The organism is Glycocaulis sp. (assembly GCF_050485565.1).
Lineage (GTDB): Bacteria > Pseudomonadota > Alphaproteobacteria > Caulobacterales > Maricaulaceae > Glycocaulis.
In genome coordinates this window covers 45,489-71,859 of sequence record NZ_JBJHBQ010000011.1, presented here as the reverse complement: position 1 = coordinate 71,859, position 26,371 = coordinate 45,489, and the positions used below count along the sequence as shown (strand labels likewise).

The window sequence follows — 26,371 nt, the reverse complement described above, 5'->3', positions numbered from 1 at the left end:
GCTATTCGGCCGCTTGCGGCTGGTCTTCGCTCTCCTGCCACACCAGTACCGGATTGCGGGCCGCGCGCGTCTCGTCGAGGCGCTTGACCGGGGCATGCACCGGAGCGGAGACAAAGCGCGCCGTATCGCCGGATTTCGCCGCCCGTGCGAGGCCCTCCAGCACGTCACAGAACCGGTCGAGGCCGGACTTGCTCTCCGTCTCGGTCGGCTCGATCAGCATCGCGCCGTGCACCACCAGCGGGAAGTACATGGTCATCGGGTGATAGCCCTCATCGATCATCGCTTTCGCAAAATCGAGCGTGGTGACGCCCGTGTCTTTCAGGAAGCGGTCATCAAACAGCGCTTCGTGCATGCAGGTGCCCTCAAAGGCGGGCGTCATGACATGCTTCAGGCGCGCCAGCACGTAGTTGGCGTTGAGCACGGAATCTTCGGCCACCTGGCGCAGCCCGTCAGAGCCGTGGCTCATCATGTAGGAGAGCGCGCGGGTGAACATGCCCATCTGGCCATGGAAAGCGACCATGCGGCCGAAGGGCTCGGCGCCGTCGGCGCGGGCCTCTGCCTCATGCTCGACCATGTGCCAGGTCTCGCCCTTCTTCACCACGTACGGCACCGGCGCAAACGGGGCGAGCGCCTGCGAGAACACGGTCGGGCCAGAGCCGGGACCACCGCCGCCATGGGGGGTGGAGAAGGTCTTGTGCAGATTGATGTGCATGGCGTCGATGCCAAGATCGCCCGGGCGCACACGGCCGACGATGGCGTTGAAGTTCGCGCCATCGCAGTAGAAATACCCGCCCGCCTCGTGGATCAGATCGGCGATTTCCTTGATATCACGCTCAAACAGCCCGCACGTATTGGGATTGGTCAGCATGATGCCGGCAACATCATCGCCCAGCTTCGCCTTGAAGGCTTCCATGTCGACGCGGCCATCAGCGTTGGCAGGGATTTCATCGCAATGGAACCCGCACTGAACGGCGGTGGCCGGGTTGGTGCCGTGCGCGCTTTCAGGCACCAGCACGCGGCGGCGGCCGGTCTCGCCGCGCGCATCCAGCGCCGCACGAATGGCCATCATGCCGCACAGCTCACCATGCGCACCGGCCTTGGGGCTCATCGCCACGCACGGCGTATTGGTCAGCGTCATCAGCCAGTGGGCCAGCTCGCCGATCAGCTCCAGCGCGCCCTGCACGGTCGATTGCGGCTGCAGCGGGTGGACATCGCCAAAGCCCGGCAGGCGCGCCATCTTCTCGTTCAGGCGCGGATTATGCTTCATCGTGCACGAGCCGAGCGGATAAATGCCCAGATCGATCGCGTAATTCTTGCGGCTGAGGCGCACATAATGGCGCATCGCCTCCGGCTCGGAGAGGCCGGGAAGACCGATCTCGCTCTTGCGCTCCAGCCCGCCAAGGCGCGTCTTCGTGCCTTTAAGTTCGGGAAAATCGACGCCGGTCAGATCGGTGCGCCCGCGCTCGAAAATCAGCGGTTCGGCCTGATCGAGACCGCGCGAGCCGGAGATGGTGTCGGCATAACCGCCCGTGGCGGCGTTTTCGTTCGGACGGGTGGGACGTCCCTGCTGGTTCATGGCCATGGTTAGATATCCACTCCGGTGTGCTTCTTGAGCTGGGTCTTGATCAAACCGACAGCAATTTGCTTGAGGAGATCAACGGTGAAACCGCCCGCTTTTTGAGCCACATCTTTCGTCTGCCGCCAAATTTCATCGTCGCGAACTGAATCTAGAAAATCATGGCCATGCCAACTTAAGTCACCGACACTCACTTGGCCCGGGCCCAACGCTTGCTGTCGATGATTAATATAACCAATTTCCATCAGCATGCGGACATGCGCATAGACACAATCGAAATCGTATTTGTCTAATTCGCCTAATTTACCTTTGTACCAACGAGCGAAATTATCGGCTCCGATCTCTGATTCTATTTTAAGCAAAATTTCTCTGACTAGCTCCATATCCCGCTTCATCACAGCACCTCTTTGAGGGCGGACGCGAAGAGCGCGATATCGGCGTCAGTATTGGTTTCGGTCGCGGCGATGATGAGCCGGTCATCCAGCCCGCCATCGGGCCAGAGGCGGCTGGCCGGAACGCCTGCCAGCACGCCCTTGGCGATCAGGCTTTCGGTGACGGCGGCCGCGTTTTTCGGCAGCTTCACCGTGAACTCGTTGAAGAAGGTGCCGGTCTCGACACTCACACCCGGCACACCGCCGAGCGCATCAGCCAGCTCCACCGCCCGCTCGTGATTGAGGGCGGCGAGGTGTTTGAGACCCTTCTCGCCCAGCAGCGTCATGTGGATGGTGAAGGCAAGCGCCATCAGCCCGGAATTGGTGCAGATGTTCGAGGTCGCCCGGTCGCGGCGGATATGCTGCTCGCGCGTGGAGAGGGTGAGCACGAAGCCGCGCCGTCCGTCGGCATCGATTGTTTCGCCCGCCAGACGGCCCGGCATGTTGCGGATGAAGCTCTTGTCATTGCGGCAGGCAAAGAGACCCACATAAGGCCCGCCAAACTGCAGGCCGACACCGATGGACTGGCCTTCGCCGACCACAATGTCCGCGCCCATCGCGCCGGGGCTTTCGATAAGGCCGAGCGCGACAATCTCGGTGAACACCGCGATCAGCAGCGCGCCCTTGGCATGGGCCGCCTCGGCAATCGGGCGCAGATCATGGATGCCGCCAAACACGTCCGGGTTCTGCACCACGACGCAGGCAGTTTCCTCATCAATCTGGCTAATGACATCATCGAGGCCGCCCGGCACAGGCGCGTCTGCGGCAACGTCGATATTCATGTAGCGCGCGAGCGTGCGCGTCGCCTCGGCATAATGCGGGTGCAGATTGCCCGAGAGCACCGCGCGCGAGCGCTTGGTCACCCGCGCCGCCATCAGCACGGCCTCCGCACACGCCGTCGAGCCGTCATACATGGAGGCATTGGCCACATCCATGCCGGTCAGGCGCGCCACTTGAGTCTGGAACTCGAACAGGGTCTGCAGCGTGCCCTGGCTGATTTCCGGCTGGTAGGGCGTATAGGCGGTGAGGAATTCGGAGCGCTGGATCAGATGGTCCACGCTGGCCGGAACGTGGTGCTTGTAGGCCCCTGCCCCGACGAAGAAGGCTGTCTCGCTGGCGGCGATATTCTTCTTCGCCATGGCCGCAAAGGCGCGCTCCACCTCCAGCTCGGTCGCCCGGCGGGGCAGGTTTACCGGGCCGTCGAGGCGTGCGGCCTGCGGCACATCGGCAAACAGCGCATCGACCGAGCTGACGCCGATGACGCCAAGCATTTCGGTGCGGTCTTCAGGGGTAAGCGGCAGATAGCGCATCAACCTCGCTCCAACTCTCTCATCAGGCCCGCCGTCTGGTGGGCATCGGGTTCAGGTTCGGCGTCCAGAAACGCCAGAACCCCGTCAAAATCCGTCCCAGCCTTGTTCTGGCTGAGTTTCTTCACCGCCGTCACGCTGCTGACCGCCAGCCGAAGGCCGGTAATCCCGCGCAGCAGCGCATCGACATAGTCCTGCGGCGCGTCCGACACCGCCCAGGGCTCCGCCCGTCCGTCCTCGAACCGGCCCGTTAGCGCCTCCAGCAGCGCCCGAAGATCGTCCGCACCGTCAAAGGCTGTCAGGCGTCCATGGGCCTCGGCGGCCACATAGTTCCAGGTCGGCACCGCCCGGCCATGCTCGGCCTTGGACGGATAGGCCGACGCGCTGACATAGGCGCGCGGCCCTGAAAAGAGCGCGAGAGCATCAGCCCCCTCGCCCACCGCCTGCCAGACCGGATTGGCGCGGGACACATGACCAAGCAGCGCGGTTACACGCCCCTCCGCGTCCCGCTCCAGCACGACCGGCGTGCGCGCCGTCACCAGCCCGTCCGCTCCGCTCGCCACGAACGTGGCGAAGGGATAGGCCGACATCACCGTCTCGGCCTCGGCCCGGTCTGTTACGGCAAACTGGCGGGGCGGATAGACCATCAGCGCAGAAACATCCCTAGCTGATGTGCTTGGCGTAGGCGGCTTCGTCCATCAGCCCGTCCAGCTCGCCCTCGTCGGCAATTTTCAGCTTCACGAACCAGCCACCGGCCAGCGGCTCGTCATTGACGATCTGGGGCGCGTCCTCGATGCCGTCATTGACCTCGATAACCTCGCCAGAGACCGGCGCATACACCTCGGCGGCGGTTTTCACCGAGTCCACCACGGCGATCTCGTCGCCCTTCTTGAAGCTCTTGCCGACGTCCGGCAGCTCCACGCTGATGACATCGCCGAGCTGTTCGGTCGCGTACTGGGTAATACCGATAAAGGCGATATCGCCCTCAAGGCGGACCCATTCATGGTCTGTGGTGAAGCGTGTGGTCATGGTGATAACTCCCCGTAAAAAATGAAAAATTAGCCCCGGTAGAAGCGGTGCGGCGTGAAGGGCAGGCTGGTAACTTCGGCGGCGCGCGCCTTGCCGCGCACCATCAGCTCCAGCGGCGTGCCGGGCTTGGCAAGGTCTGCGCGGACATAGCCCATGGCGACCGGCGCACCATAGCTGGGACCGAACCCGCCAGAGGTGACCATTCCGACGACTTCGCCATCATGGACAATCTCGGCGCCTTCGCGGGCCGGTGACTTGTCATGCGGCTTGATGCCGACGCGCTTCTGCGCCGGACCGTCCGCGATCTGTTTGAGGATTTTGGCCGCGCCAGGAAAGTCCGCGCGTTCGCGGCGCACCTTGGCGATGGCCCAAATCAGGGCCGCTTCGGCCGGCGTGCGATCCTCGTCCATGTCATGGCCATAAAGGCAAAGCCCGGCTTCCAGCCGCAGACTGTCGCGCGCGCCAAGGCCGATCGGTTTCACGCGCTCATCAGACAGCAGCAGGCGCGCAACCTGAACGGCCTTGTCAGCCGGGATGGAAATTTCAAACCCGTCCTCGCCGGTATAGCCAGAGCGTGAGGCGTAGATTTCCACCCCGTCCAGCGTGAACACGCCGCATTGCATGAAAACCAGCTTTGCCGCCTCCGGCACGAGGCCAGTGAACACAGCCGCCGCCGCGGGGCCCTGAAGGGCCAGCAGGGCGCGATCCGACAGTTCGGTGAAGGTGGTGCCCCGCCCGGCGAAGCCAGCGCGCATATGGGCGAAATCCTTGCCCTTGGTGCCAGCATTGACGACAGCGAAAACCCCGCCATCCGCGCCGAAGGGCCGAGAGACCATGAGATCATCCATGATCCCGCCCTCGGCGTTCAGGAGCAGGGTATATTTCTGCTCGCCAGCGCCGAGCACCGAGAGATCTGCCGTAATCAGCGCTTCCAGCGCGGCTTCATCGCCGGTGATATGCGCCTGACCCATGTGGGAGACGTCAAACAGGCCGGCCTGATTCCGGGTGTGAAGATGCTCGGCCATGATGCCGGCCGGGTACTGCACCGGCATGGCATAGCCAGCGAACTCGACCATGCGCGCGCCAAGCTCGACATGCAGGTCATAAAGCGGGGTTTTGAGAAGGTCTGCTGTGTCGGCCATGGGTCACGAAATCCTGAACGCGGGTTTGCAATCACTGCCGTGCGCGAATTGCCTCGCGTGGCAGCCCTGCCCCCGCTGTCTCGTGACCTGAGAGATTCCCGCTGCAACGGGGCTGACCCCACGTGCCGCTTGCTCCTTCGGTGGGATCCTGCCCGAAGGCAAAATCCTCTTTCCAGCGTCGGCGATCCCAGCGGTCCTGCGGCCTGAGCGTTTCCGGGGCGGTTGCGCCTTCGGCGCCGGCGTCTTCGGCCGGTCTCTCCCGCTTGGGTGCCTTATGTCGAACGGGTCTCCCCGGTCGCTGCGCAAACTAGAGCGGCACGCGCGTGAGTCAATCGGGGGAAGCGGCTTCAAACCGGCGAAACGCGGGAAACTGAAAAAGCCTCTCCATCTGTCATCCTCCGGTCGCGAAGCGATCCGGGGGACCCATGCCTGCAAAGACCCCGCGAGCTCTCACCTCTCAGGCATGGGTGGCCCGGACAAGCCGGGCCATGACAATGAATAGGCGTATGTCGGCTTACATGCCCAACAACACCTACATCTGCTCAGGTGCTTCAATACCGATCAGCGACAGGCCAAGCTCGAGCTGTTTGAGCGTCAGCGCGGCCAGCGCCAGGCGTGAGCGGCGCACCGCTTCGTCCTTTTCAGGCAGAATCGGGCAGGCCGCATAGAAGCTCGAAAACGCCTGCGAGAGACCATAGACGTGCTCGCAGATATGGTTCGGCGCGCGGTCATCATGGGCGCGCATCAGCGCCCCGTGGAAACCATCGAGCCTGCGCACCAGAGTAGCCTCTTCCGGTGCAGCGACGATGATATCGCCCGGCTCCAGCCCTTCGCCAGCCGCCTTCCTCATCAGCGATTTGATGCGCACGGCCTGATAGAGCAGGTAAGGCCCGGTCTTGCCCTCGAAGGACACAAACCGGTCCATCTCGAAAATGTAGTTCGTGGTGCGATAGTTCTGCAGATCGGCAAACTTGATGGCCGCATTGGCGACCTTGCGCGCGACATCTTCCAGCGCGCTTTCGTCCAGCGTTTCGCCAAGCCCAGCCTCGGCCAGGCGCGCACGGGCGCGCTCACGCGCTTCCTCGATCAGATCTGCCAGCCGGAACGTGCCGCCTGCACGGGTGCGCAGGCGCTTGCCGTCCGGGCCGTTAACCGTGCCGAACTTCACATGCTCCAGCCCGCCTTCGCGGGCGAGCCCCGCCTTCACGGCGGCGCGGAAGACCTGCTCGAAATGGTCTGACTGGCCCAGATCGACAACGTAGAGGATGAGATCGGGATCAATGCTCTCGCGCCGGTCAAGAATGGTGGCGAGGTCCGTTGTCGCGTAAAGGGCAGAGCCTTGCGAGCTGACGAGGATGAGCGGGGCCAGCTCCTTCTTGTCCTCCTCGCGCGCCACGCGCACGATCCACGCGCCTTCGGATTCTTCCGCTACACCGCGCGCCTTGAAATCCTCGACGAGGCCGGGGATCAGATCATTGACGTCGCTCTCGCCCTTCCACAGGTCGAAATGCACGCCGAGCGCGGAGAAATCTTCCTTCAGCGCGGCAATCGAGACATTGATGAAATGCCTGAGCAGGGCGCGGTATCCGGGCCGCCCGGCCTGCAGCTCGGCCGTGGCCTTGCGCGAGCGCTCCTGACGGGCCGGGTCTTCCTTGCCCTTGGCGCTGGCCTGCGGATAGAGCCGGGCCAGGTCTTCGATGGTCACGGGTGCTTCGGCCGGGTACGGGCCGGTAAAGGCTTCGTCGAAATAGGGAAGGTCTGGCTGCTCGTCCTCCAGCTCGGTGATGAGCTGGCCCATCTGCAGGCCCCAGTCGCCTAAGTGGATGTCGCTGGTCACCTCATGGCCGAGAAAGCGCAAGAGGCGCTGCAGGCTGTCGCCAATCACCGAAGAGCGCAAATGTCCGACATGCATGGGCTTGGCGACATTGGGACCGCCAAAATCGATCATCACCTTGAGCGGGGCGTCCACTTGCCCTGCGCCGGTGCGTTCATCAGCACTGATGGCGCGTGCGCGCGCGGTGTAAAGCTGCGCCGATGGCGTGATGTTCAGGAAGCCCGGCCCGGCAATCTCGATATCAAGATCAGGCGCGGTTCCGGCCAGATGCGCCTTCACCCCCTCCGCAATAGCGCGCGGCGGCTTGCCGGCCTGCTTGGCGGCTGCCAGTGCGCCATTGCACTGATAGGGTGCCAGATCGGGACGGTCGCTCTCCGACACCCGGCCCAGCGCCGGATCGAGCTCCATAACGGCAAAGGCATCGCCCAGCAGAGCGCTGAGCTGATCGGCAAGACGGGTCATGGCGGTCCAGAATTATTCGACAGGGACGCGGAAACGCAGGCCGGAGCGGTTGAACTCAACCTGTTCGGCAGTCAGCTCAAATCCGACAATGACTTCGAAATTGGAACCGGATGTTGATGCTTCTGCACGCGGAATGGTGATTGAACCGATTTCCTCGGTGAGCTCGACCCGGTCTTCCCCTGGCGGGAAGCGCACCGTGATCGGGAAGACCTGACGCTCGATCACCGCGCGGTCCGTACGCGTCACGGCCACAAAATAATGATAGGTTTTCTCACTGCCCTGCGCGGCCGCGCCGCGGCCAAATGCAAAGCGGATGGCCATCTGCATCTCGATGGGTGACGCGCTGCTGTCTGTATAGGTGCATGCACTGCGCACATTAAGCACCTCGCCGGTAAAACCGACATTGCGCAGCACGCGCTCCTCGCCGCTGAACTCCACCAGACGGTGGGCGTCATACAGCGACAACGCATTGGGACACGGCCCCGGATTGGGCTGCGGTCCGTCGAAGCGGTCCCGCACGCTCTGGCATCCGGTCAGGACAAGGGCGGCGGCAAATACAGCGGCGATTGAGCGCATGGGGTCTCCCGAAGAACCAGTTCGTCACCATGTTGCAGACACGGGGCAGTACGGGTTACGGGCGCGCCGGACTCTGCTACACCCCGTAGTGTCTAAGCCCTGCACTGCGCGAGAGCAACGCCGACGCGCCATTGCTACTGAGGAAAACCGTGAGCACGTTGCCGCCCCTCCACATACTGCTTGCCGCGCCGCGCGGGTTCTGTGCGGGCGTGGACCGGGCCATCCAGATCGTGGAGCGCGCGCTGGAGCGCTATGGCGCGCCGGTCTATGTGCGCCACGAGATCGTGCACAACAAGCATGTGGTGAACCGGCTGAAAGCCATGGGCGCGGTATTCGTGAAAGAGCTGGACGAATGCCCCGACGACCGTCCTGTCGTGTTCTCCGCCCATGGCGTTCCCAAGCGCGTGCCGGAGACGGCCAGGGCCCGCAACATGCTCTATGTGGACGCCACCTGCCCGCTGGTTTCCAAAGTGCATGTGGAGGCCAGCCGCCATTACAGGAACGGGCTGGAGATAGTGCTGATCGGCCATGCCGGACACCCTGAAGTGATCGGCACGATGGGTCAGCTGCCCGAAGGCGCGATCCATCTGATCGAGACGGTGGAACAGGCGGAAAGCTTCACGCCGCGCGATCCGCAGAAAATCGCCTATGTCACGCAGACAACCCTGTCGGTGGATGACACCGCCGCCATCGTGGAGGCACTGCAGGCGCGCTTTCCCGCCATGGCCGCGCCCCACAAGGAAGATATCTGCTACGCCACCACCAACCGGCAGGAAGCGGTGAAAGCCCTCGCCCCGCGCTGTGATCTGGTGCTGGTGGTCGGCGCGCCCAACTCCTCCAACTCGGTGCGGCTGGTGGAGGTCGCCAAGCGCGCCGGGGCCAAAAATGCCCGCCTCGTCCAGAATGCCTCAGAGATGGATCACGCCTGGCTGGATGGTGTCGACATTCTGGGCGTCAGCGCCGGCGCGTCTGCGCCTGAAGAACTGGTCGAGGACGTCCTCACCCAGCTGGCAGGTTTTCGCAAGCTGACCATCGCGGAAGTGCGCGTCGCCAGCGAAGACGTGGTGTTCAAACTGCCGCGCGAGGTGGCGTGAGCACGCTCATCACCATCCATACCGACGGCGCGTGCTCCGGCAATCCCGGTCCCGGCGGCTGGGGCGCGCTGCTGGAATGGAAGGGCCATGAGAAGGAGCTGTTTGGCGGGGAGGCCGACAGCACCAATAACCGCATGGAGCTCAAAGCCGCCATCGAGGCGCTCAATGCGCTCAAACGCCCCTCAAAGGTCCGCCTTGTCACCGACAGCGTCTATGTGCGCGACGGCGTGACCAAATGGATTCATGGCTGGAAGAAGAATGGCTGGAAAACGGCCGCCAAGAAGCCGGTGAAGAATGCCGATCTCTGGCAGGCGCTGGATGAAGCCACGAAACGCCACTCAATCGAATGGGTGTGGGTGAAGGGCCATAATGGCGATCCGGGCAATGAGCGCGCCGACGCGCTGGCACGCGCCGGAATAGCCGCACTGAAAGCGGATGGTGCCACCCCCGCCCCTTGACCTTCACCGGCTAAGGCGCGACAGAGCGCGCTACTCCCGTGACGGATAAAGAGGCGCGCTGATGATCCCCCGCTATACCCGGCCCCAAATGGAAGCGATCTGGAGCCCCCAGACGCGCTACCGCATCTGGTTCGAGATCGAGGCACACGCCACCGACAAGCTGGCCGAGCTGGGCGTGGTCCCCGCCTCCGCCGCAAAGGCCGTGTGGAAAGCCAAAGACATGGAGTTTGACGTCGCGCGCATCGACGAAATCGAGCGCGAGGTGAAGCACGATGTCATCGCCTTCCTCACCCATCTGTCTGAACTCGTCGGCGAGGAAGCCCGCTTCGTCCATCAGGGGCTGACCAGCTCTGACGTGCTCGACACCTGCCTTGCCGTGCAGCTGACCCGCGCCAGCGATATCCTGTTGGAAGGCATGGACCGCGTGCTGGCGGCGCTGAAAAAACGCGCGCTCGAACACAAGATGACCGTGTGCATCGGGCGCAGCCACGGCATTCATGCCGAGCCGACCACGATGGGTCTGAAGTTTGCCCGCTTTTATGCAGAGTTCGCCCGTAACCGGGAACGTCTGGTGCGGGCGCGCGAGGAAGTCGCTACCTGCGCCATTTCCGGCGCTATCGGCACGTTTGCCAATGTCGACCCGGCCGTGGAGGCCCATGTCGCAGAGAAGCTGGGCCTCAAAGCCGAGCCGATCTCCACGCAGGTCATCCCGCGCGACCGGCATGCAAACTTCTTTGCCGTGCTGGGCCTTATCGCGTCGGCCATCGAGAACATTGCGGTAGAGGTGCGCCATCTGCAGCGCTCTGAAGTGCGCGAGGCGCAGGAATATTTCTCGCCGGGGCAGAAAGGCTCCTCGGCCATGCCGCACAAGCGCAATCCGATCCTGACCGAGAACCTGACCGGGCTTGCGCGTCTCGTCCGCTCCGCCGTCACGCCTGCGATGGAAAACGTCGCCCTCTGGCATGAGCGCGACATCTCGCACTCTTCCGTTGAACGCGGCATCGGGCCGGACGCGACCGTGCATCTGGATTTCGCCCTGCACCGTACCGCCTCGATGATCGAGGGCCTGATCGTCCATGCTGACCGCTGCCGGGAGAATCTGGAAGCCCATGGCGGCATCCATAATTCCCAGCGCGTACTGCTGGCGCTGACGCAAGCCGGGGCAAGCCGCGAGGACTCCTACCGCCTCGTCCAGCGCAATGGCATGAAAACCTGGGATGAGGGCGGCCGCCTCGCCGACCACCTCAAAGCCGACACGGAAGTGACCGCCCTGCTGTCACCGGCACAGATCGATGCCTGCTTTGATGAGGCGTATCACCTCAAGCATGTCGATACGATCTTCGCGCGGGTGTTCGGGTAGACGCCTCAGCGGAACGCTCCCCCTCCTCTCCCCGTTACGAGGGTGGAGGAGAGCATGCCCGAATGGCTGAATGATGCCGGTCCGCCCGGTGATTTTCTGGAAAGCGTGATGCGGCTGGGGCTTGCCGCGCTGGCCGGGGCTGTCATCGGTCTGGAGCGCGAGCGTCCGAGACGTCATGTGGGATTGCGCACTAATATGCTGGTCGCGCTGGCAGCCTGCCTGTTCACCCTGCTGGCCTTTCAGATCGCCTTGTCGATGGGCGATGGCGAGGCAGGTATCCAGGCCGATCCGGTGCGTGTCATCGAGGCCGTGACGGCCGGTGTCGCCTTCATCGCCGCTGGTGCCATCATTCGCGCTGGCAAGGACATTCACGGAGTTACCACCGCTGCGGCCCTGTGGCTGTCAGGCGCAGTCGGCGTGGCGTTTGGCGCTGGGGCGTTCGGCATAGGCGGTGCCGCCGTCATACTGGCGCTGATCGTGCTAACGGTGCTGGTTTCGCTGGAACGCCACGTGCTGAGAAGCAAAGCGCCGCCGGCGCGTGATGATGACAGCAGCTAGCCCGGCCATATCTGCACAGACCGGTCCCTGCTTTGGCATCTCGCAAACACAGCTGCGTGAGCCGGGCTGAACCCCACTGGCCAATATGGTAATTTTCCCTTGGTTGCGGGACGGCAACCAAAGGGGGAAGGTGGCTGCATGCGGGCAAGATCAGGTTTGGCCCTCTGCGTCGGGCTGGCAATTTTCTGCTCCGGCGTTGCGAACACTGTGCCGTTGGCCACCGCGAGGGGCGTGCATGAGGCGCTCGTTACGATCCCCATGCAGCGCGGCCGCGACAACCTCTACACCATAGAGGTCTCACTTGGCCGGACTGTCTCCTTCCTCGGAGATCCTGAGGTCGACCGGCTGCCATTCATCGTGGATACGGGCGCGAACCAGACCGGAGTGCCGCGCCTTATCGCCAACCAGCTCATTACAGACCGGGACATAATCTTCGACCAGACCGGGCATGCTGTTACAGGCCCGTTCGATACCGGCCTCTTCGTGATCGACCGTCTTGATTTCGGTCTGGGGCCACGCGCGGTCGAGGTCGCCGTATTCCGCGAGCACGAAGAAACGGTTTTCAGCGCTGCAGGCATTCTGGGTTCAAATGCATTCCGGGACGAGATCATTGTCCTCGATTATCCCGCCCTGGAACTTCGGCTAATGCCTCAAACCGCCTCAATGGCCGATATGACGCTGCATTTCGAAGACGGGCTGATCGCTGGCGAGGGCCGGATACGCGGCGTACCCGGTCCGGTCCGCGTTTTTGTGGACACCGGGGCAAATGCATCGATCGTCAACACGGCGCTGGTCCGGCATCACCGCGCAGCCCGCCTTGGCATTGCCACTAATATCGGCGGTGTATCCAGCCGCATCGTCACGCGTGGTGAACTGCGCCGTCTTTTCGGTGGCATCCAGATCAGCGAGCTTTGTACCGGCTCCTTCCAGATCACGGTGTCCGATGTTTATTTCTTTGACCGCCTGGGACTGATAGATGAGCCGGCCATCCTTCTTGGCATGGATGTGCTCCGCCAGGCGCGCATTACAATTGATTACGGCTCTCAATCAGCGAGGATCGAGGGCGTGGACCGCTGGAGTTGTTAGACCGGCCAGTGACGCCAGACGGGTCTGCGCGCGCCTACTCGGCCTGAATTTGCGCGCGGGCCACATCGAGCAGCCGGGTCATCTCGTGACGCAGCTCGACGTCGGAGACCGCGACGCCCTTGGCGTCGAAATCCTTGCGCACCTTGCGGAACACATCTTCGTCGCTCGCTTCCTCGAAATCGGCCGCGATCACCTCTTTGGCGTAGCTTTCGGCGTCTTCGCCAGCCAGGCCCAGCTTCTCGGCCGCCCACAGGCCAAGCAGCCTGTTGCGGCGCGCACCGGCCTTGAATTCCAGCTCCTGCTCGCGCGCATAGCGGTTTTCGTGAGCCTTTTCGCGATCATCAAAGCCGGACATGGGGTGTTTCCTGTAACAGATGGAACGGGGAGTGTTTGATCCCATGGGTATCGCGCCAGCGCGGCTTTATCAATCGTTTGCAGCGCATTGCAGGCCGGTATTGCGGGCACCCGGCCAAGCGCGTATCCTGAACAACAAAGGCGGCCCGTATTGACGGGCCGCTTCGCGTTTGACACGACACCGATTGACCCGCACCCAAGACTCGCGCGCATGAAGGGCCTCATGGCGCAGCGATACGATTTTCCAACGCCCAGCGGAGAGCGATGACCCCCATGTCACGCCGCAAGAAACTCTACGAAGGTAAAGCCAAGATCCTTTATGAGGGCCCGGAACCGGGCACGATCATCCAGCACTTCAAGGATGATGCGACCGCGTTCAACGCCCAGAAGCGCGCGACGCTGGAAGGCAAGGGCGTGCTCAATAACCGGATCAGCGAGTTCATCATGGAACACCTGAACCGGATTGGCGTGCCAACGCACTTCATCCGCCGCCTGAACATGCGCGAGCAGCTGGTGCGCGAGGTGGAAATCATTCCGCTCGAAGTGGTGGTGCGCAATGTCGCCGCCGGCTCCATCTCCAAGCGCTTCAACATCCCTGAGGGCGAGCCCTTGCCGCGCGCCATCGTGGAGTTCTATTTCAAGGACGATGCGCTGGGCGATCCGCTGGTGTCGGAAGAACACGTCACCGCCTTCAACTGGGCCAGCCCCCAGGAAATCGACGAGATGATCGCGCTGGCGCTGCGCGTAAACGATTTCGTCTCCGGCCTGTTTGCCGGTGCCGGCATCCGGCTTGTGGACTTCAAGCTGGAATTTGGCCGCCTCTACGACCAGAACGACATGCCGCGCGTGGTGCTGGCCGACGAGATCAGCCCTGATTGCTGCCGCCTGTGGGACATGACGACCAACGAGAAGATGGACAAGGACCGCTTCCGCCGCGATCTGGGCAATGTCACCGAAGCTTATGCCGAAGTGGCACGGCGCCTTGGCATCATGCGCGAGATGGACAGCGCAAACGGCGCTGCGCCTGAGTCTGAAGAAAGCGAATAGGATCAAAGAGACGATGAAAGCGAAAATCCACGTCTACCTGAAACCCGGCGTGCTGGACCCGCAAGGGACCGCCGTTGCCAATTCGCTGCGCACGCTTGGATTTGACGAAGTGACCGGCGCGCGTCAGGGCAAGCTCATCGAGCTCGATCTGTCCAGCCTGGATGCAGAAGAAGCCAGCGAGCGCGTGAAGGCCATGTGCGACAAGCTGCTGACCAATCCGGTGATCGAAAACTACGACATCGAACTGAGCGCGTAGGCCTAGCTCTCATCTCCGAGCACTTCGACCGCCGGAACAATCCGCACATCGGTCATCATCTCCAGATAGGCATCAAGCCAGGGCTTGTGCGCGCTGCCTGTAACCACCAGCACGCGCCCGCCCGGCGCATCGCCCGATGCCTCACGCACATGGGCGGCCATACGTAGATTGCGGGTTTCCCAATCCGCCATCCGCGCGCGGCCTGCGGCCTGCGGGAAATTCCGGTTCAGGAACCTCAACCACTGAGCGTCCGCATCGACGTGACCGGCCTGGGGGCTGTTGAGCCGGCGATAGAAAGCCAGCAGGGCCTCGCCGTCGCGCCAGTCATCGCTTGTCATAAGCCAGTCAGCGAGCAACTCACGTACTTGGATACCGGCGTTTTCGGGCGCTTCCAGCCCCGCAACGAGATCGTCCATGATGCGGCGCGAGACAAGCTGGGCGGTCTGGTCGTCGGTAAGATAGATGCGCTCAAGGCCGAGGCGCACGGCCAGAGCCACCGCAATCGTGACGTTTTCATTGTGTGACTGCGCCACGCGGTCAAAAACTGCGATCAGTGCCTCATCAACACCCTCGCCGGGAACGCGGGCGGCCGGATCAAGGCGCAGCCATTGCACCAGCGCAGAAAACGGATCGCCGGAAGCAGCGAAGAGCGCGGCCAGCGCGCGCCTGTCCTGCTCCGTTGGTTCTGCCGGCCAGCCTGCAAGCCGGGCTTCCAGCGCCACAGCAGCTGCTGGCATGTCCAGTTCCAGATTTGCGCCTGCAATTCGGGAAGCCTCAAGCGCGGCCCGTCCGAACATTGCCGCCGTGCCGCCAAACAGCTCATCGTAACCGGACATCAGATACAGGGTCTGGCCCGGCAATGCCTCGATCGCGATAACATCCGGGCCAAAGCTCTCCAGATGGTCCAGCAAGGCGTCAAGCGAGGCAGGATCGAACCCTTCGGTCTGGGCCAGATGAGGCGTGCCGAGCACATAGACCTGCGACAGCTCACCACGCACTTCGCTCTGGTAACTGCGCGGATCAAACGGCGTATCCGGGATCGCGCCGCTCTGGGTATTTGCTGAAGCGGCCAGCACAAGTGCGCTTGCCAGTGCGATGATGGGCGTCCACATGATCGCATCCTCCGGTTGCTGGGGGTCACTTGCCCCGGACAACAGGGCGCGGATGGAGCACCAGCCAGCTAAACAGCCCGGTCACCGGCATCAAATGAAAAAGCGGTAAGCCTAAAGCTCCACCGACTCCCAGAGTTCGATCTTCACCCCGTCCGGGTCCATGATCCAGGCGAAGCGGCCATAATCGTAAGACTCCGGCTCGCCGATCAGCTCAACGCCCTTCGCCTTGATGCGCTCCAGCAGGCCATCAAGATCATCCACCAGAAGATTGATCATGAAGGGCTGGGCAGAGGGCTGGAAATACTCTGTATCAGCCTTGAAGCGCGCGAAGATGGTGCGTGCGCCATCGCCATAACGCGCCGCTGCCTCACCGTGGCGGAAGGTGAAGCCGCCATGCTCATCCAGCTCCATGCCCAGCACATCGCGATACCAGGCCTTGCTGGCCTCCGGGTCCGCTGATTTCACGAACACACCGCCTACACCCAGAACACTCATGCCCGCCTCCCCGGCTGACCTGGGAGGAGGCTATCACTAGCCCCGGACGCTGGCGAGAATTGCATTTTGCGCAATTTTTAGCAAAAATTGGCAATCGTGCTGCAGACAAGCGAGGAGCGCCCGCCATGGCCACTATGAATATCTCCCTGCCCGACGCCCTGAAATCGGTGGTGGATGCGCAAGTCGGGTCCGGCCAATACGCTAGCGCAAGCGACTATGTGCGCGACCTGATCCGGCGCGACGACGAGAACAGGCGCAAACGCGCCGAGTTCGAGCGCCTCATCCAGGAAGGCATTGATAGCGGCGTCAGCGAAAAGTCATTCGACGACGTGAAGGAGGACGCCTTCCGGCGCGCGAAGGCCCATGGCGCGCCGGATTGAGTTTTCCTCAGCAGCACTCTCTGACCTGGACGAAATCGCCTATTTCGGCGCCATGGAGTTCGGAATGAGTGCGGCGCGCCGATATGTGCAGGCGCTGGATGACGGGCTGAAACTACTCTTGGCCTTTCCCGATTCCGCGCCAGCCTATGCCTGGTCCGGCACTCGGGTGCGGATCCGGTCCATCAGATCTCATCGCATCGTCTACATGGTTCAACCAGGCAACAGCTTGCGCGTGTTACGTATCCTTCACGCCCGTCAACTTCCGCCCGAACTGGCGTAATGCCCTATTCCAGCACCGCCAGCATGTCGCCGCTGCGCATATCGGTCATCATCTCCAGATAGGCATCAAGCCAGGGCTTATGCGCGGAACCGACGATCGCCAGCACGCGTCCGCCTACAGCATCGGCCGATGCCTCGCGAATATGGGCGGCCATGCGCAGATTGCGGGTATCCCATTCGGCGATACGTACCCGGCCGGCGTCTTCGGGCCATTCCCGGTCAATCATCACCAGCCACTGCCCTTCCACATCCATCACGCCGTGTTCAGGCGCGTTCAGCCGCCGGAAATAGTCCAGCATAGCTTCCGGGCTCTGCCAGTCATCGGAACCCAGCGCACTAGCCGTGAAAACCGGGTGGTCGAAAATGCTGGCAAATTCCGGTGTCTCCAGCGCGGCGGTCATTGGGCCAGCCACCCGGCCCATCAGGTGAGAGGCCGTATGGTCGTCAGCCGGGTAGATACGCTCATGGCCCAGCCGCACAGCCAGCGCCACAGCGATCTGGACGTTCTCGTTATGGGAGGCCGAGACCCTCTCCAGCAGGGCCACAAGCTCATCGGTGACGCCATCGCCCGCCACCCGCTCCGCCGCATCAAGGCGCAGCCATTGCACCAGCGCGGAAAAGATGTCGCCGGACGCCGCGAAGAGCGCGGCGAGATGGCGGCGCTGCGCTGCTACAGGTGTGTCCGGCCAGTCTGCCAGCGCCCCGTCTACAGCGACGCGGGCTTGCGGCATATCAAGGCCGGTTTCCTCTCCGGCGAGACTCACGCCTTCGAGCGCGGAACGGGCAAAAAAGCCCGCCGCCCCGTCATAGCGGGTATCATAGGCCCGCATCAGGAAAATCGTTTCCGGGCCAAGCGCCTCAATGGTGATGACGTCCGGTGCCAGCACTTCAAGACGGTCCAGCAGACCGGAGAGCGCCGCCGGATCAAACCCTTCCGCCTGCGCCAGATGCGCCGTGCCCAGCACATACGCCTCCGTCACGTCCCCATGCACCTGGGCGGCGTAGGGCCGCGGATCGAAGGGCTCGAAACGCGCCTGCGCTTCATTGGCGGCGAGTGTTGCGAGACCGGCCAACGCGGCAACGGCAAGTTTCAGCATGATGACATTCTCCCCGTCGGACCGGCACCCGTGTGCGCCAGCCTTCCTGTGTCAGATGCAGCAGATGCTGCCATCGGATGCGGCAAAGATGCAACGCGGTTACCTTAGCCGCACCCGCCTCTCGCCTTGACGGGAATCCCCTGCTAAAGCCTCGCGCCATGAAGACCGCTGTCATTGTATTCCCCGGCTCTAATTGCGACCGCGATGCGGCCGAGGCTTTGCGCATGGTTACGGGGCAGGCCCCGGCCATGATCTGGCACCAGGAAACCAGCCTGCCGGACGGGCTTGATCTCGCCGTCATCCCCGGCGGGTTCTCCTATGGCGACTATCTGCGCTCTGGCGCGATTGCCGCCCGCTCGCCGATCACGCGCGATCTGGTAAAGCGCGCCGGAGATGGCATGCCCGTGCTGGGCGTATGCAATGGCTTCCAGATCCTCATCGAGACGGGGCTTCTGCCCGGCGCGCTGATGCGCAATGCCGGCCTGCTGTTTGTCTGCGAGCGCACCCCGCTTCAGATCGAGAACACCAATTCGCGCTTCACCCGCGCCTATGGCGAGACGCGCGAGGTGACCATCCCCGTCGCGCACCATGATGGCAATTATTTCGCCGATAACGAGACGCTGGACCGGCTGGAGGGCGATGGACGGGTAGCCTTCCGCTATCTGAACAATCCCAATGGTTCGATCCGCGATATCGCCGGGATCACCAATGCAGCCGGTAATGTACTCGGCATGATGCCCCACCCCGAACGCGCGGTTGATCCGCTCCATGGCGGTACAGACGGGCTGGGCGTATTTGAAAGCCTTCTGGGGCGGGGTTAGTGTGTTGGTCGATTGTTCGCGCCAAGTGAATCAAGCCGCCGCAGAATTTCGGCCAAACGCCGTTCAAGCCACTGCTTTTGCTCCTGCGTCTGATATGCTTGTGCGTTGTCGCCCAATCGAAAATACTCGCTCTCAAGATCTTCGATTTCTTGCTGTTCGGTCTGCTTCTTCTGCCTTCGAGGCATCACGTGTCATCCATCGCATGTTTTCTAGCGGGCAGCAGGAGAGTGCCATGAGTCTTCTCAGCAACTATCCCGCCATTCTCGAGGGCGATGCTGAAACCGGTTTCAGCGTCTACTTTCCCGATCTCGACGGCTGCGTGTCAGCTGGCGACAGCGCCAACGAAGCCGCGCTCAACGCGCAGGAAGCCCTCGCCTTGCATCTTGAAGGGCTGATGGGCGAAGGCCTGCCCGTTCCCGCCCCGTCTGATCTTTCCGCGATCCGGCCAGAACCCGGCGCGCCGGAGGCCGCACGCCTCCTGGTCACCGCCTATCTGCCTGATCCCTCCCCGCTCCACCAGCCGCAACGGACGCATGCCGAATGAGTGTTGAACCCAAATACGCCCCCGGCATTACCGAACAGATCGCGCTCGAGCACGTCACGGCGGATGAGTACGAGACGATCCTGCGCGTGCTGGGCCGTGCGCCGAACACGGTCGAGCTCGGCATTTTCTCGGTCATGTGGTCGGAGCACTGCTCCTACAAGTCGAGCCGGGTGCATCTGAAGAAATTCCCCGTGACCGGCAGCCGCGTCGTCTACGGCCCCGGCGAGAATGCGGGCGTGATCGACATTGATGATGGCGATGTCGCCGTCTTCAAGATGGAGAGCCACAACCACCCCTCCTTTATCGAGCCCTATCAGGGCGCGGCGACGGGCGTGGGCGGCATTTTGCGTGACGTCTTCACCATGGGCGCACGCCCCGTGGCGCTGATGAATGCGCTGCGCTTTGGCGCGCCCGATCATCCCAAGACCCGCCAGCTCGTCTCCGGCGTCGTCGCGGGGATTGGCGGCTATGGAAACTGCGTCGGCGTGCCGACGGTCGGCGGCGAGACCAATTTCGACAAGGGCTATAACGGCAATATCCTCGTCAACGCGATGGCGGTCGGCCTGGCAAAGCGCGAAGGCATCTTCACCGCTGCCGCCAAGGAAGCCGGCTTCCCGGTTCTGTACGTGGGCGCCAAGACGGGCCGGGACGGCATTCACGGCGCGACCATGGCCTCGGCCGAGTTCGGCGAGGGCAGTGAAGAAAAGCGCCCGACCGTGCAGGTGGGCGATCCTTTCACCGAGAAAAAGCTGATCGAGGCGTGCCTTGAGCTCATGGCCGAGGACGCGATCAGCTCCATTCAGGATATGGGCGCAGCCGGCCTTACCTCATCGTCGGTCGAGATGGCCTCGCGCGGCGGGCTCGGCATCGAGCTGGAGCTTGATAACGTGCCCCAGCGCGAAACCGGCATGACGGCCTATGAGATGATGCTGTCGGAATCGCAGGAACGCATGCTGATGATCCTGAAGCCCGGCGCAGAACCCATCGCCGAGCGCATTTTCAGGAAATGGGATCTGGACGTCGCCACCATCGGCAAGACAACCGACAGCGGCCGCATGGTCCTCAAACACAAGGGCGAAGTGGTCTGCGACCTGCCGCTTGATCCCATCGGCGAGGAGGCCCCGGCCTATACCCGCCCCTGGTTCGAGCCCGAAGCGCGCGCCAGCATTGATCCGCGCTCCATGAGGGGCCCCGAGCACTTGAGCGAAGCGCTGCTGACCATCATGGCAAGCCCGGACATGGCCTCCAAACGCTGGATCTGGGGCCAGTATGACCGCCACGTCATGGCCGACACGGTAGCCTCTTCCGAAGACCCGGCAGATGCCGCCATCGTGCGCGTGCACGGCACGAACAAGGCGCTCGCCATCACCACCGACTGCACGCCGCGCTATTGCCAGGCCGACCCGTTCGAGGGCGGCAAGCAGGCCGTGGCCGAGACCTGGCGCAATCTGACCGCCGTGGGCGCAGACCCCATCGCCATCACCGACTGCCTGAATTTCGGCAATCCCGAACGCCCGGAAATCATGGGACAGTTCGTGGGTTGCGTCGAAGGCATGGCGGAAGCCTGCAAACAGCTTTCCTTCCCCGTCGTGTCGGGCAATGTCTCGCTCTATAACGAGACCGACGGCAAGGCGATCCCGCCCACCCCGGCGGTCGGCGGCGTGGGCCTGCTGCCCGATCTTTCCAAGCGCGCCGGGTTTGGCGGCATGAAAGAGGGCGATGTGTTGCTCGTCATCGGCGAGACGCGCGGGGAGCTCGGCGCTTCGCTCTACATGCGCCATGTCGAGGAGAAAGAGGACGGCGCGCCGCCCCATGTCGATCTCGCGGCTGAAAAGCGCAATGGCGACTTTGTTCGCGCGGAAATCCGCGCCGGGCGCGCACGCGTGGTTCACGACATTTCAGACGGCGGTCTGGCCTGTGCTGCCGCCGACATGGCGATGGCGTCCGGCGTTGGCGTGAAGCTCGCCTTCAACGGCAAGCTGCCCGTCTATGCGTGGATGTTCGGCGAAGATCAGGCCCGCTATCTGGTGGCCGCCGATGCGCAGACCGCAGAAGCCATCCGCCAGAACGCGATTGCCGCCGATGTGCCGGTCAGCGTGGCCGGCATTGCAGGCGGGCGGGCCATCACCATCAATGGCGGCCATGCGCTTGATCTCATCCGCCTGAAGCAGGCCCATGAAACCTGGCTGCCCCATCTGATGACGGCTGAGGCCGCCCGCGCCGCCGAATAGGCAAAAAAAGAGCCGGACCCCGCTAGAGGGGTGTCCGGCTCCACATCGCTGTCCCGGGCGGGGGGATACATGCCCGATCAGCGGAATTCCTTATCGCTCTAGCGGCAGGAGGCCGCGTTGGCTGCCGCTTGCGGGCCTGCGCCCTCAAGCGCTGCTGCTGCCGCAAAATCGGCTGCTGCCGCTGCTGTGTTGCCGGCGAGATAGTGGGCCGCGCCGCGGTTATTGAGCGCTTCCCAGCCGCCTTCATTGGCCTCTACGGCTGCGTCGCAGGCGTCCGCCGCACCGGCATCGCCCAGATTGGCCAGCGCTGCGCACAGATTGGTGCGGGCCGCTGCCATGGTCGGCGCTGCATTGCGGCGCGACAGGGCCTCGTTGGCGAAGTGGGCGGTCTCGCGCCACTGGCCGCGCTCAAGGCGCTGGACCGAGGCACGCACCGAGCGGTGCGCCGTGCTCTGCGCGACGAAAGACGGCTCGCAGGCCTGCGCCTCGGCAGCGCTGGCACTGGCGACCGAAAGCCCGGCCGCCATCATGGCGGCGGCTGCGGTCATCAGGATCGGGGAGGAGAATTTCAGGCTCATCATCAGTCTCCAAAAGATTGCCGCCCTGTTGACCGGGCGTTGCGGTGAACTCGCTCTGCCAAGATAGGGCTATGACTCGCGTTTGAAAAGTGAACATCGTTCATTTTTTCGCGAAAAAGGATGTTGCAATGCAATAGAGACCCTGTCCAGCGCAGGGCTGCATATCAGTCCATCTGACTGGTTTTAAGGGATGATCTGGCATGCTGCGGGTGCGTGGCCGACAGAGATTGCCGCGCCTGCCTGCACGCGCATACCAAAACGCCGCCGGACGAAAATCCGGCGGCGCTGCAAGAATGAAACCGAAAAGGAACCGCCCTAGCTATCCAGGAAGCTGCGCAGTTTGCGGCTGCGGCTGGGGTGTTTCAGCTTGCGAAGGGCTTTCGCCTCGATCTGGCGGATACGCTCGCGCGTGACCGAGAATTGCTGGCCCACCTCCTCCAGCGTGTGATCGGTATTCATGCCGATCCCGAAGCGCATGCGCAGCACACGCTCCTCACGCGGGGTCAGGCTGGCGAGCACCAGCGTCGTGGTTTCGCGCAGGTTTGAATGGATCGCCGCATCGATGGGCAGGACCGCATTCTTGTCCTCGATGAAATCGCCGAGATGGCTGTCTTCCTCGTCGCCAATCGGCGTTTCAAGGGAGATCGGCTCCTTGGCGATCTTCATCACCTTGCGCACTTTTTCCAGCGGCATGGAGAGCTTTTCAGCCAGCTCCTCAGGGGTCGGCTCGCGGCCGATCTCGTGGAGCATCTGGCGGCTGGTGCGCACGATCTTGTTGATCGTCTCGATCATGTGGACCGGGATGCGGATGGTACGCGCCTGATCCGCGATGGAGCGGGTAATCGCCTGACGGATCCACCAGGTCGCATAGGTGGAGAATTTATAGCCGCGGCGATACTCGAACTTGTCGACCGCCTTCATGAGGCCGATATTGCCTTCCTGAATGAGATCAAGGAATTGCAGGCCGCGATTGGTGTATTTCTTGGCGATGGAGATGACGAGGCGCAGATTGGCTTCGACCATTTCCTTCTTGGCGATACGCGCCTCGCGCGCGCCCTTCTGAACGGTCGCGACAATGCGGCGGAAATCGTCAATCGGCACGCCGGATTCCTGCGCCAGCTCGGCGATCTGCTCGCGGATCTGGGCGGCTTCCTTTTCCTCACGCTCGGCGAATTTCTTCCACGCAGCAGACTTGGTTTTCCAGTCGTCCAGCCAGTTCGGGTCCAGCTCATGGCCCTGATAGGCTTGCATGAATTCGTGGCGCGGCACGCCGTGCGCCTCGGCAGAGCGCAGTAGCTTGCCTTCCAGCACCACCAGACGCTTGTTGATGGCGTCGAGCTGTTCGACCAGCGCCTCGATACGCGCATTATTGAGGTTCAGGGAGTTGAGGTTGGCCACGATGGACTCGCGCACGCCCTCATAGGTCTCGCGGTCCTTCTTGGAGAGGTCCTTGCCCTCCATGCGCAGGCCAACCAGCTTGTCCTGCAGCTTGCGGAAAGAGGTGAAGTCACCGGCTACCGCGTCCAGCGTCTCCATGACGCCTTCGCGCAGCTCGGCTTCCATCGCCGCGAGGGACAGGTTTGCACCGTCCTCATCATCTTCCTCATCGTCGGTGGAGTTGGCGTTCTCGTTCTCTTCGCCTTCCTCGCCCTCTTTTGCGGCCTTTTCCTCGTTCTCCTCGGCGCGCGAACGCACCTGGGCGCGGATATTGGCGGCCGGGCCACGGCCGGCGTCAGGCGCACCGGTTTCGGAGTGATCCTCGCGCACGCCACCATAAGTGGCGTCCAGATCGATGATATCGCGCAGCAGCACCTGGCCGGACTGAAGCTCTTCGCGCCAGACCATGATGGCTTCAAACGTCAGCGGGCTTTCGCAAAGCCCGCGGATCATCGCGTTGCGCCCGGCCTCGATGCGTTTGGCGATGGCGATCTCGCCCTCGCGCGACAAGAGCTCCACCGAACCCATCTCGCGCAGATACATGCGCACAGGGTCATCGGTGCGGTCTTGCGCAGACGTGGTGTTCTGGCCGGCAACGGCGGTTTTCGACTTGGCAGCTACCGCGCGCGAGCGACCATCATCTTCCTCATCGCCCTCGGCGTCGCCAGCAGGCGCCTCACCGTCTTCAACATCATCTTCGGAATCGACGACCGTAATGCCCATCTCCGACAGCTGGGAGAGCACATCCTCAATCTGCTCGGAGGAAAATTCCTCAGAAGGGAGCACCTTGTTGAGTTCATCATGGGTGACGTAACCGCGCTTCTTGGCGGTTTTCACCATCGCCTTGACCGACAGGTCATTGAGATCGAGAAGCGGGCCGTCCTGATTTTCCGGGGCTGCTTCAGCCGTCTCGGTCGCTGCTTTGGTCATGCCTGACTTGAACTCCCTTGGCCGCCGGAATACCAGCTGCCACAAACAAAATCGACCGCCCGTGCGCTATCTGCGACGGCGGCTGGCCTTATACCCTGCGATCAGCTGGTGCACTTCAGCGGCATCGCCGCGCGCCAGCGCCTCGCTTTCAAGAAGACGCGCCTCACCGCGGATGCGTTCCTCTTCAACCCTTTCCATATAGGAAGCCGCCGCTTTTCGCCAAGCATTCAGCCTGCTCGACGGGTCTGCGTCCTCTCCCCCCATGGCTGCGCGCATCGGTGCCCGTTCAGCTTCCAGCTTGCGAAGGACCGGATGATGTCCCAGCCGCACGAGAGCGGACTTGAGAACCTCATGATCCGCACCTTGACCATTCGAGCATGCGTCTAGAATAGCGTCACGCAAACTGTCAAGCGGGCCGCAGTCCAGCTCGGCAAGGGTCTCGGTCTCGCTAACCGCCAGTTCGGGCCACTCAATAGCCGCCAGCAGCAAATGCCTCACCACCGGCGCAGCACGCCGCGCCTGCGCCAGCTTGCGCGTTTCAGCGACGGGCGGGGCATCCGATATGCCGTCGGCATTCTGCCGCCCACGCCACGGCGCGCGGGCCGGCTTGCGGCCAAAGGCAGACGCCAGGCGCCGGTCAAACTCGGCCTTGTATTCCTCGCGCACATCCGGATCGGCAATCTTGGAAGTCAGCGCACGCAGCCGCCGCCGGAAGCCTGCCCGGCGGTCCGGATCGGTCAGGGGCTCGGCGGCAAATTCCTTGTCCCAGAGCAGCTCTGCCAGTGAACGCGTATCGGCCACCAGCGCGCGCAGCGCCTCAGCCCCCTTGGCTTTCAGCACATCATCAGGGTCCTGCCCGTCCGGCAGGAAGACGAAACGCAAGCTCTTGCCCGGCTCCAGCATGGGAAGGGCGCGCTCTGCCGCCAACCCGGCCGCGCGCTGGCCCGCAGCATCGCCATCAAGGCATATCACCGGCTCCGGCCCGGCCCGCCACAATAGGCGTATCTGGTCTTCGGTCAGCGCTGTCCCCAGCGGCGCGACAGCATGAACGAGCCCGGCCCGGTTCAGCGCGATCACGTCCATATAGCCTTCGGCTACGACCAGCCCGCGAATACCCGCCTTGGGATCGGAGGCGGCGCTGCGCGCTTGCGGGTAGCGATAGAGGACATGGCTTTTGTGAAAGAGCGGGGTCTCTGGCGAGTTGAGATATTTCGCGCGCACATCCTTTGACAAAGCGCGTCCGCCAAACGCCACCAGCCGCCCACGCGGATCCTGGATCGGAAACATCACCCGGCCACGGAAGCGGTCAAACGCCGCTCCGCCATCTTCCGGCGCGATCAGCAGCCCGGCCGTTACCAGCTCGTCAGGCTTTGCGCCCTTGTTGACCAGAAAATCCTTCAACCCGGTACGCATCTCGGGCGCATAGCCAAGGCCGAAATTCTCCCAGTCGCGCGGGGAAAGCCCGCGCCGCTCCAGATAGGCGCGCGCCTCGCCCCCTCGCGGTCCGTTCAGCTCGCGCACGAAATATTGCTGGGCCAGCTCGTTCCACTCGGCCAGTTCCTTGCGCCGCTCATCCTTGCGCGCGGCTTCGGGATCAGGCGCTGGCATGGCAAGCCCGGCCTCGGCGGCGAGGGTTTCCACCGCCTCCATGAAGCTGAGACCTTGCGTTTCCTGCAGCCAGTTGACCGCGTCGCCATTCTTCTGGCTGGAGAAGCAATGGTAGAAGCCCTTCTCGTCATTGACGAAAAAGGACGGCGTGCGCTCTTTCTTGAAAGGCGACAGCCCCGCAAACTCGCGGCCCTGACGGCGCAGAGCCACGCTCCGCCCCACCAGATCGGAGAGGCGGATGCGCGCTTTGATTTCGTCAAGGAATCCGTCGGGAAGAGCCATGCAAACA

At 63.1% G+C, this 26,371-nt stretch carries 27 protein-coding genes and 2 riboswitches; of the genes, 12 read left to right on the top strand and 15 right to left on the bottom strand.

Annotated features, from left to right (window positions below; genetic code table 11):
• Position 1 precedes the first annotated feature (1 nt).
• From gcvPB to ACQ5ID_RS12295, 8 genes are all read right to left on the bottom strand, one after another.
• Positions 2-1,582 (bottom strand): aminomethyl-transferring glycine dehydrogenase subunit GcvPB, encoded by a 1,581-nt coding sequence (gene gcvPB, locus ACQ5ID_RS12330; protein WP_429912738.1) that lies wholly within the window; start codon positions 1,580-1,582, stop codon positions 2-4.
• 2 nt (positions 1,583-1,584) lie between these two features.
• Positions 1,585-1,971, bottom strand: coding sequence for a DUF2513 domain-containing protein (locus ACQ5ID_RS12325; RefSeq protein ID WP_429912737.1), 387 nt, complete (start codon positions 1,969-1,971; stop codon positions 1,585-1,587).
• The gene (gene gcvPA / locus ACQ5ID_RS12320; protein WP_429912736.1) at positions 1,971-3,317 is read right to left on the bottom strand and encodes an aminomethyl-transferring glycine dehydrogenase subunit GcvPA; all 1,347 of its coding nucleotides are present in this window, start codon (positions 3,315-3,317) and stop codon (positions 1,971-1,973) included. Before gcvPA ends, ACQ5ID_RS12325 begins: the two co-directional genes overlap by 1 nt.
• Positions 3,317-3,961, bottom strand: coding sequence for an FMN-binding negative transcriptional regulator (locus ACQ5ID_RS12315; RefSeq protein ID WP_429912735.1), 645 nt, complete (start codon positions 3,959-3,961; stop codon positions 3,317-3,319). The genes gcvPA and ACQ5ID_RS12315 overlap by 1 nt, the downstream gene beginning before the upstream one ends.
• Positions 3,962-3,977: 16 nt before the next feature.
• Positions 3,978-4,343, bottom strand: coding sequence for a glycine cleavage system protein GcvH (gene gcvH / locus ACQ5ID_RS12310; protein ID WP_429912734.1), 366 nt, complete (start codon positions 4,341-4,343; stop codon positions 3,978-3,980).
• Between the two features lie 29 nt (positions 4,344-4,372).
• Positions 4,373-5,485 carry a glycine cleavage system aminomethyltransferase GcvT gene (gene gcvT, locus ACQ5ID_RS12305; protein WP_429912733.1) on the bottom strand — a complete coding sequence of 371 codons (1,113 nt, stop codon included), beginning with the start codon at positions 5,483-5,485 and terminating at the stop codon, positions 4,373-4,375.
• A 65-nt stretch (positions 5,486-5,550) separates the two neighbouring features.
• Positions 5,551-5,666: riboswitch (glycine riboswitch) on the bottom strand.
• A riboswitch (glycine riboswitch) is annotated at positions 5,667-5,757 on the bottom strand.
• 260 nt (positions 5,758-6,017) lie between these two features.
• Positions 6,018-7,781, bottom strand: a complete 1,764-nt coding sequence (gene argS / locus ACQ5ID_RS12300; RefSeq protein ID WP_429912732.1) for an arginine--tRNA ligase — start codon at positions 7,779-7,781, stop codon at positions 6,018-6,020.
• 12 nt (positions 7,782-7,793) lie between these two features.
• Positions 7,794-8,357, bottom strand: a complete 564-nt coding sequence (locus tag ACQ5ID_RS12295; RefSeq protein WP_429912731.1) for a hypothetical protein — start codon at positions 8,355-8,357, stop codon at positions 7,794-7,796.
• A gap of 149 nt (positions 8,358-8,506) precedes the next feature.
• On the opposite strand from ACQ5ID_RS12295, the gene ispH reads away from it, so the two are divergent.
• The 5 genes from ispH (at position 8,507) to ACQ5ID_RS12270 (ending at position 12,913) form a co-directional block, all read left to right on the top strand.
• Complete coding sequence (ispH, locus tag ACQ5ID_RS12290) at positions 8,507-9,451, top strand: 4-hydroxy-3-methylbut-2-enyl diphosphate reductase (protein WP_429912730.1); 945 nt, start codon at positions 8,507-8,509, stop codon at positions 9,449-9,451.
• Complete coding sequence (gene rnhA / locus ACQ5ID_RS12285; RefSeq protein ID WP_429912729.1) at positions 9,448-9,909, top strand: ribonuclease HI; 462 nt, start codon at positions 9,448-9,450, stop codon at positions 9,907-9,909. The genes ispH and rnhA overlap by 4 nt, the downstream gene beginning before the upstream one ends.
• 61 nt (positions 9,910-9,970) lie before the next feature.
• Positions 9,971-11,269, top strand: coding sequence for an adenylosuccinate lyase (purB, locus tag ACQ5ID_RS12280; RefSeq protein ID WP_429912728.1), 1,299 nt, complete (start codon positions 9,971-9,973; stop codon positions 11,267-11,269).
• A 54-nt stretch (positions 11,270-11,323) separates the two neighbouring features.
• The gene (locus tag ACQ5ID_RS12275) at positions 11,324-11,827 is read left to right on the top strand and encodes an MgtC/SapB family protein (protein ID WP_429912727.1); all 504 of its coding nucleotides are present in this window, start codon (positions 11,324-11,326) and stop codon (positions 11,825-11,827) included.
• 213 nt (positions 11,828-12,040) lie between these two features.
• Positions 12,041-12,913 carry a hypothetical protein gene (locus ACQ5ID_RS12270; RefSeq protein WP_429912726.1) on the top strand — a complete coding sequence of 291 codons (873 nt, stop codon included), beginning with the start codon at positions 12,041-12,043 and terminating at the stop codon, positions 12,911-12,913.
• 34 nt (positions 12,914-12,947) lie between these two features.
• On the opposite strand, the gene ACQ5ID_RS12265 is transcribed toward ACQ5ID_RS12270, so the two are convergent.
• Entirely contained in the window at positions 12,948-13,268 is a 321-nt protein-coding gene (locus tag ACQ5ID_RS12265) for a DUF1476 domain-containing protein (RefSeq protein ID WP_429912725.1), read from the bottom strand.
• A 272-nt stretch (positions 13,269-13,540) separates the two neighbouring features.
• On the opposite strand from ACQ5ID_RS12265, the gene purC reads away from it, so the two are divergent.
• On the top strand, positions 13,541-14,314 hold the full coding sequence (gene purC, locus ACQ5ID_RS12260) for a phosphoribosylaminoimidazolesuccinocarboxamide synthase (protein WP_429912724.1): 774 nt from the start codon (positions 13,541-13,543) through the stop codon (positions 14,312-14,314).
• Positions 14,315-14,327: 13 nt separating this feature from the next.
• Positions 14,328-14,570: a phosphoribosylformylglycinamidine synthase subunit PurS gene (gene purS / locus ACQ5ID_RS12255; RefSeq protein ID WP_371394100.1), complete on the top strand. Its 243-nt coding sequence runs from the start codon at positions 14,328-14,330 to the stop codon at positions 14,568-14,570.
• 2 nt (positions 14,571-14,572) lie between these two features.
• Here purS and ACQ5ID_RS12250 read toward each other — a convergent pair whose 3' ends face one another.
• Both ACQ5ID_RS12250 and ACQ5ID_RS12245 read right to left on the bottom strand, forming a co-directional pair.
• Positions 14,573-15,682, bottom strand: a complete 1,110-nt coding sequence (locus tag ACQ5ID_RS12250; protein ID WP_429912723.1) for a DUF5694 domain-containing protein — start codon at positions 15,680-15,682, stop codon at positions 14,573-14,575.
• A 111-nt stretch (positions 15,683-15,793) separates the two neighbouring features.
• Complete coding sequence (locus tag ACQ5ID_RS12245) at positions 15,794-16,177, bottom strand: VOC family protein (protein WP_429912722.1); 384 nt, start codon at positions 16,175-16,177, stop codon at positions 15,794-15,796.
• Between the two features lie 125 nt (positions 16,178-16,302).
• Here ACQ5ID_RS12245 and ACQ5ID_RS12240 point away from each other — a divergent pair, with 125 nt between their 5' ends.
• Together ACQ5ID_RS12240 and ACQ5ID_RS12235 are read left to right on the top strand one after the other, a co-directional pair.
• Positions 16,303-16,557 (top strand): type II toxin-antitoxin system ParD family antitoxin, encoded by a 255-nt coding sequence (locus tag ACQ5ID_RS12240; protein ID WP_371394097.1) that lies wholly within the window; start codon positions 16,303-16,305, stop codon positions 16,555-16,557.
• Entirely contained in the window at positions 16,541-16,837 is a 297-nt protein-coding gene (locus tag ACQ5ID_RS12235) for a type II toxin-antitoxin system RelE/ParE family toxin (protein WP_429912721.1), read from the top strand. Before ACQ5ID_RS12240 ends, ACQ5ID_RS12235 begins: the two co-directional genes overlap by 17 nt.
• Before the next feature lie 4 nt (positions 16,838-16,841).
• On the opposite strand, the gene ACQ5ID_RS12230 is transcribed toward ACQ5ID_RS12235, so the two are convergent.
• The gene (locus ACQ5ID_RS12230; protein ID WP_429912720.1) at positions 16,842-17,933 is read right to left on the bottom strand and encodes a DUF5694 domain-containing protein; all 1,092 of its coding nucleotides are present in this window, start codon (positions 17,931-17,933) and stop codon (positions 16,842-16,844) included.
• Positions 17,934-18,091: 158 nt separating this feature from the next.
• Here ACQ5ID_RS12230 and purQ point away from each other — a divergent pair, with 158 nt between their 5' ends.
• The 3 genes from purQ (at position 18,092) to purL (ending at position 21,529) form a co-directional block, all read left to right on the top strand.
• Positions 18,092-18,754, top strand: a complete 663-nt coding sequence (purQ, locus tag ACQ5ID_RS12225) for a phosphoribosylformylglycinamidine synthase subunit PurQ (protein ID WP_429912719.1) — start codon at positions 18,092-18,094, stop codon at positions 18,752-18,754.
• Between the two features lie 232 nt (positions 18,755-18,986).
• Positions 18,987-19,298 (top strand): type II toxin-antitoxin system HicB family antitoxin, encoded by a 312-nt coding sequence (locus ACQ5ID_RS12220; protein ID WP_429912718.1) that lies wholly within the window; start codon positions 18,987-18,989, stop codon positions 19,296-19,298.
• Entirely contained in the window at positions 19,295-21,529 is a 2,235-nt protein-coding gene (gene purL / locus ACQ5ID_RS12215; RefSeq protein ID WP_429912717.1) for a phosphoribosylformylglycinamidine synthase subunit PurL, read from the top strand. Before ACQ5ID_RS12220 ends, purL begins: the two co-directional genes overlap by 4 nt.
• Positions 21,530-21,627: 98 nt before the next feature.
• Here purL and ACQ5ID_RS12210 read toward each other — a convergent pair whose 3' ends face one another.
• The 3 genes from ACQ5ID_RS12210 to dnaG form a co-directional block, all read right to left on the bottom strand.
• The gene (locus tag ACQ5ID_RS12210; RefSeq protein WP_429912716.1) at positions 21,628-22,107 is read right to left on the bottom strand and encodes a hypothetical protein; all 480 of its coding nucleotides are present in this window, start codon (positions 22,105-22,107) and stop codon (positions 21,628-21,630) included.
• A gap of 315 nt (positions 22,108-22,422) precedes the next feature.
• Positions 22,423-24,474 carry an RNA polymerase sigma factor RpoD gene (gene rpoD / locus ACQ5ID_RS12205; protein ID WP_429912715.1) on the bottom strand — a complete coding sequence of 684 codons (2,052 nt, stop codon included), beginning with the start codon at positions 24,472-24,474 and terminating at the stop codon, positions 22,423-22,425.
• Positions 24,475-24,540: 66 nt separating this feature from the next.
• Positions 24,541-26,364, bottom strand: coding sequence for a DNA primase (gene dnaG, locus ACQ5ID_RS12200; protein ID WP_429912714.1), 1,824 nt, complete (start codon positions 26,362-26,364; stop codon positions 24,541-24,543).
• Positions 26,365-26,371 lie beyond the last annotated feature (7 nt).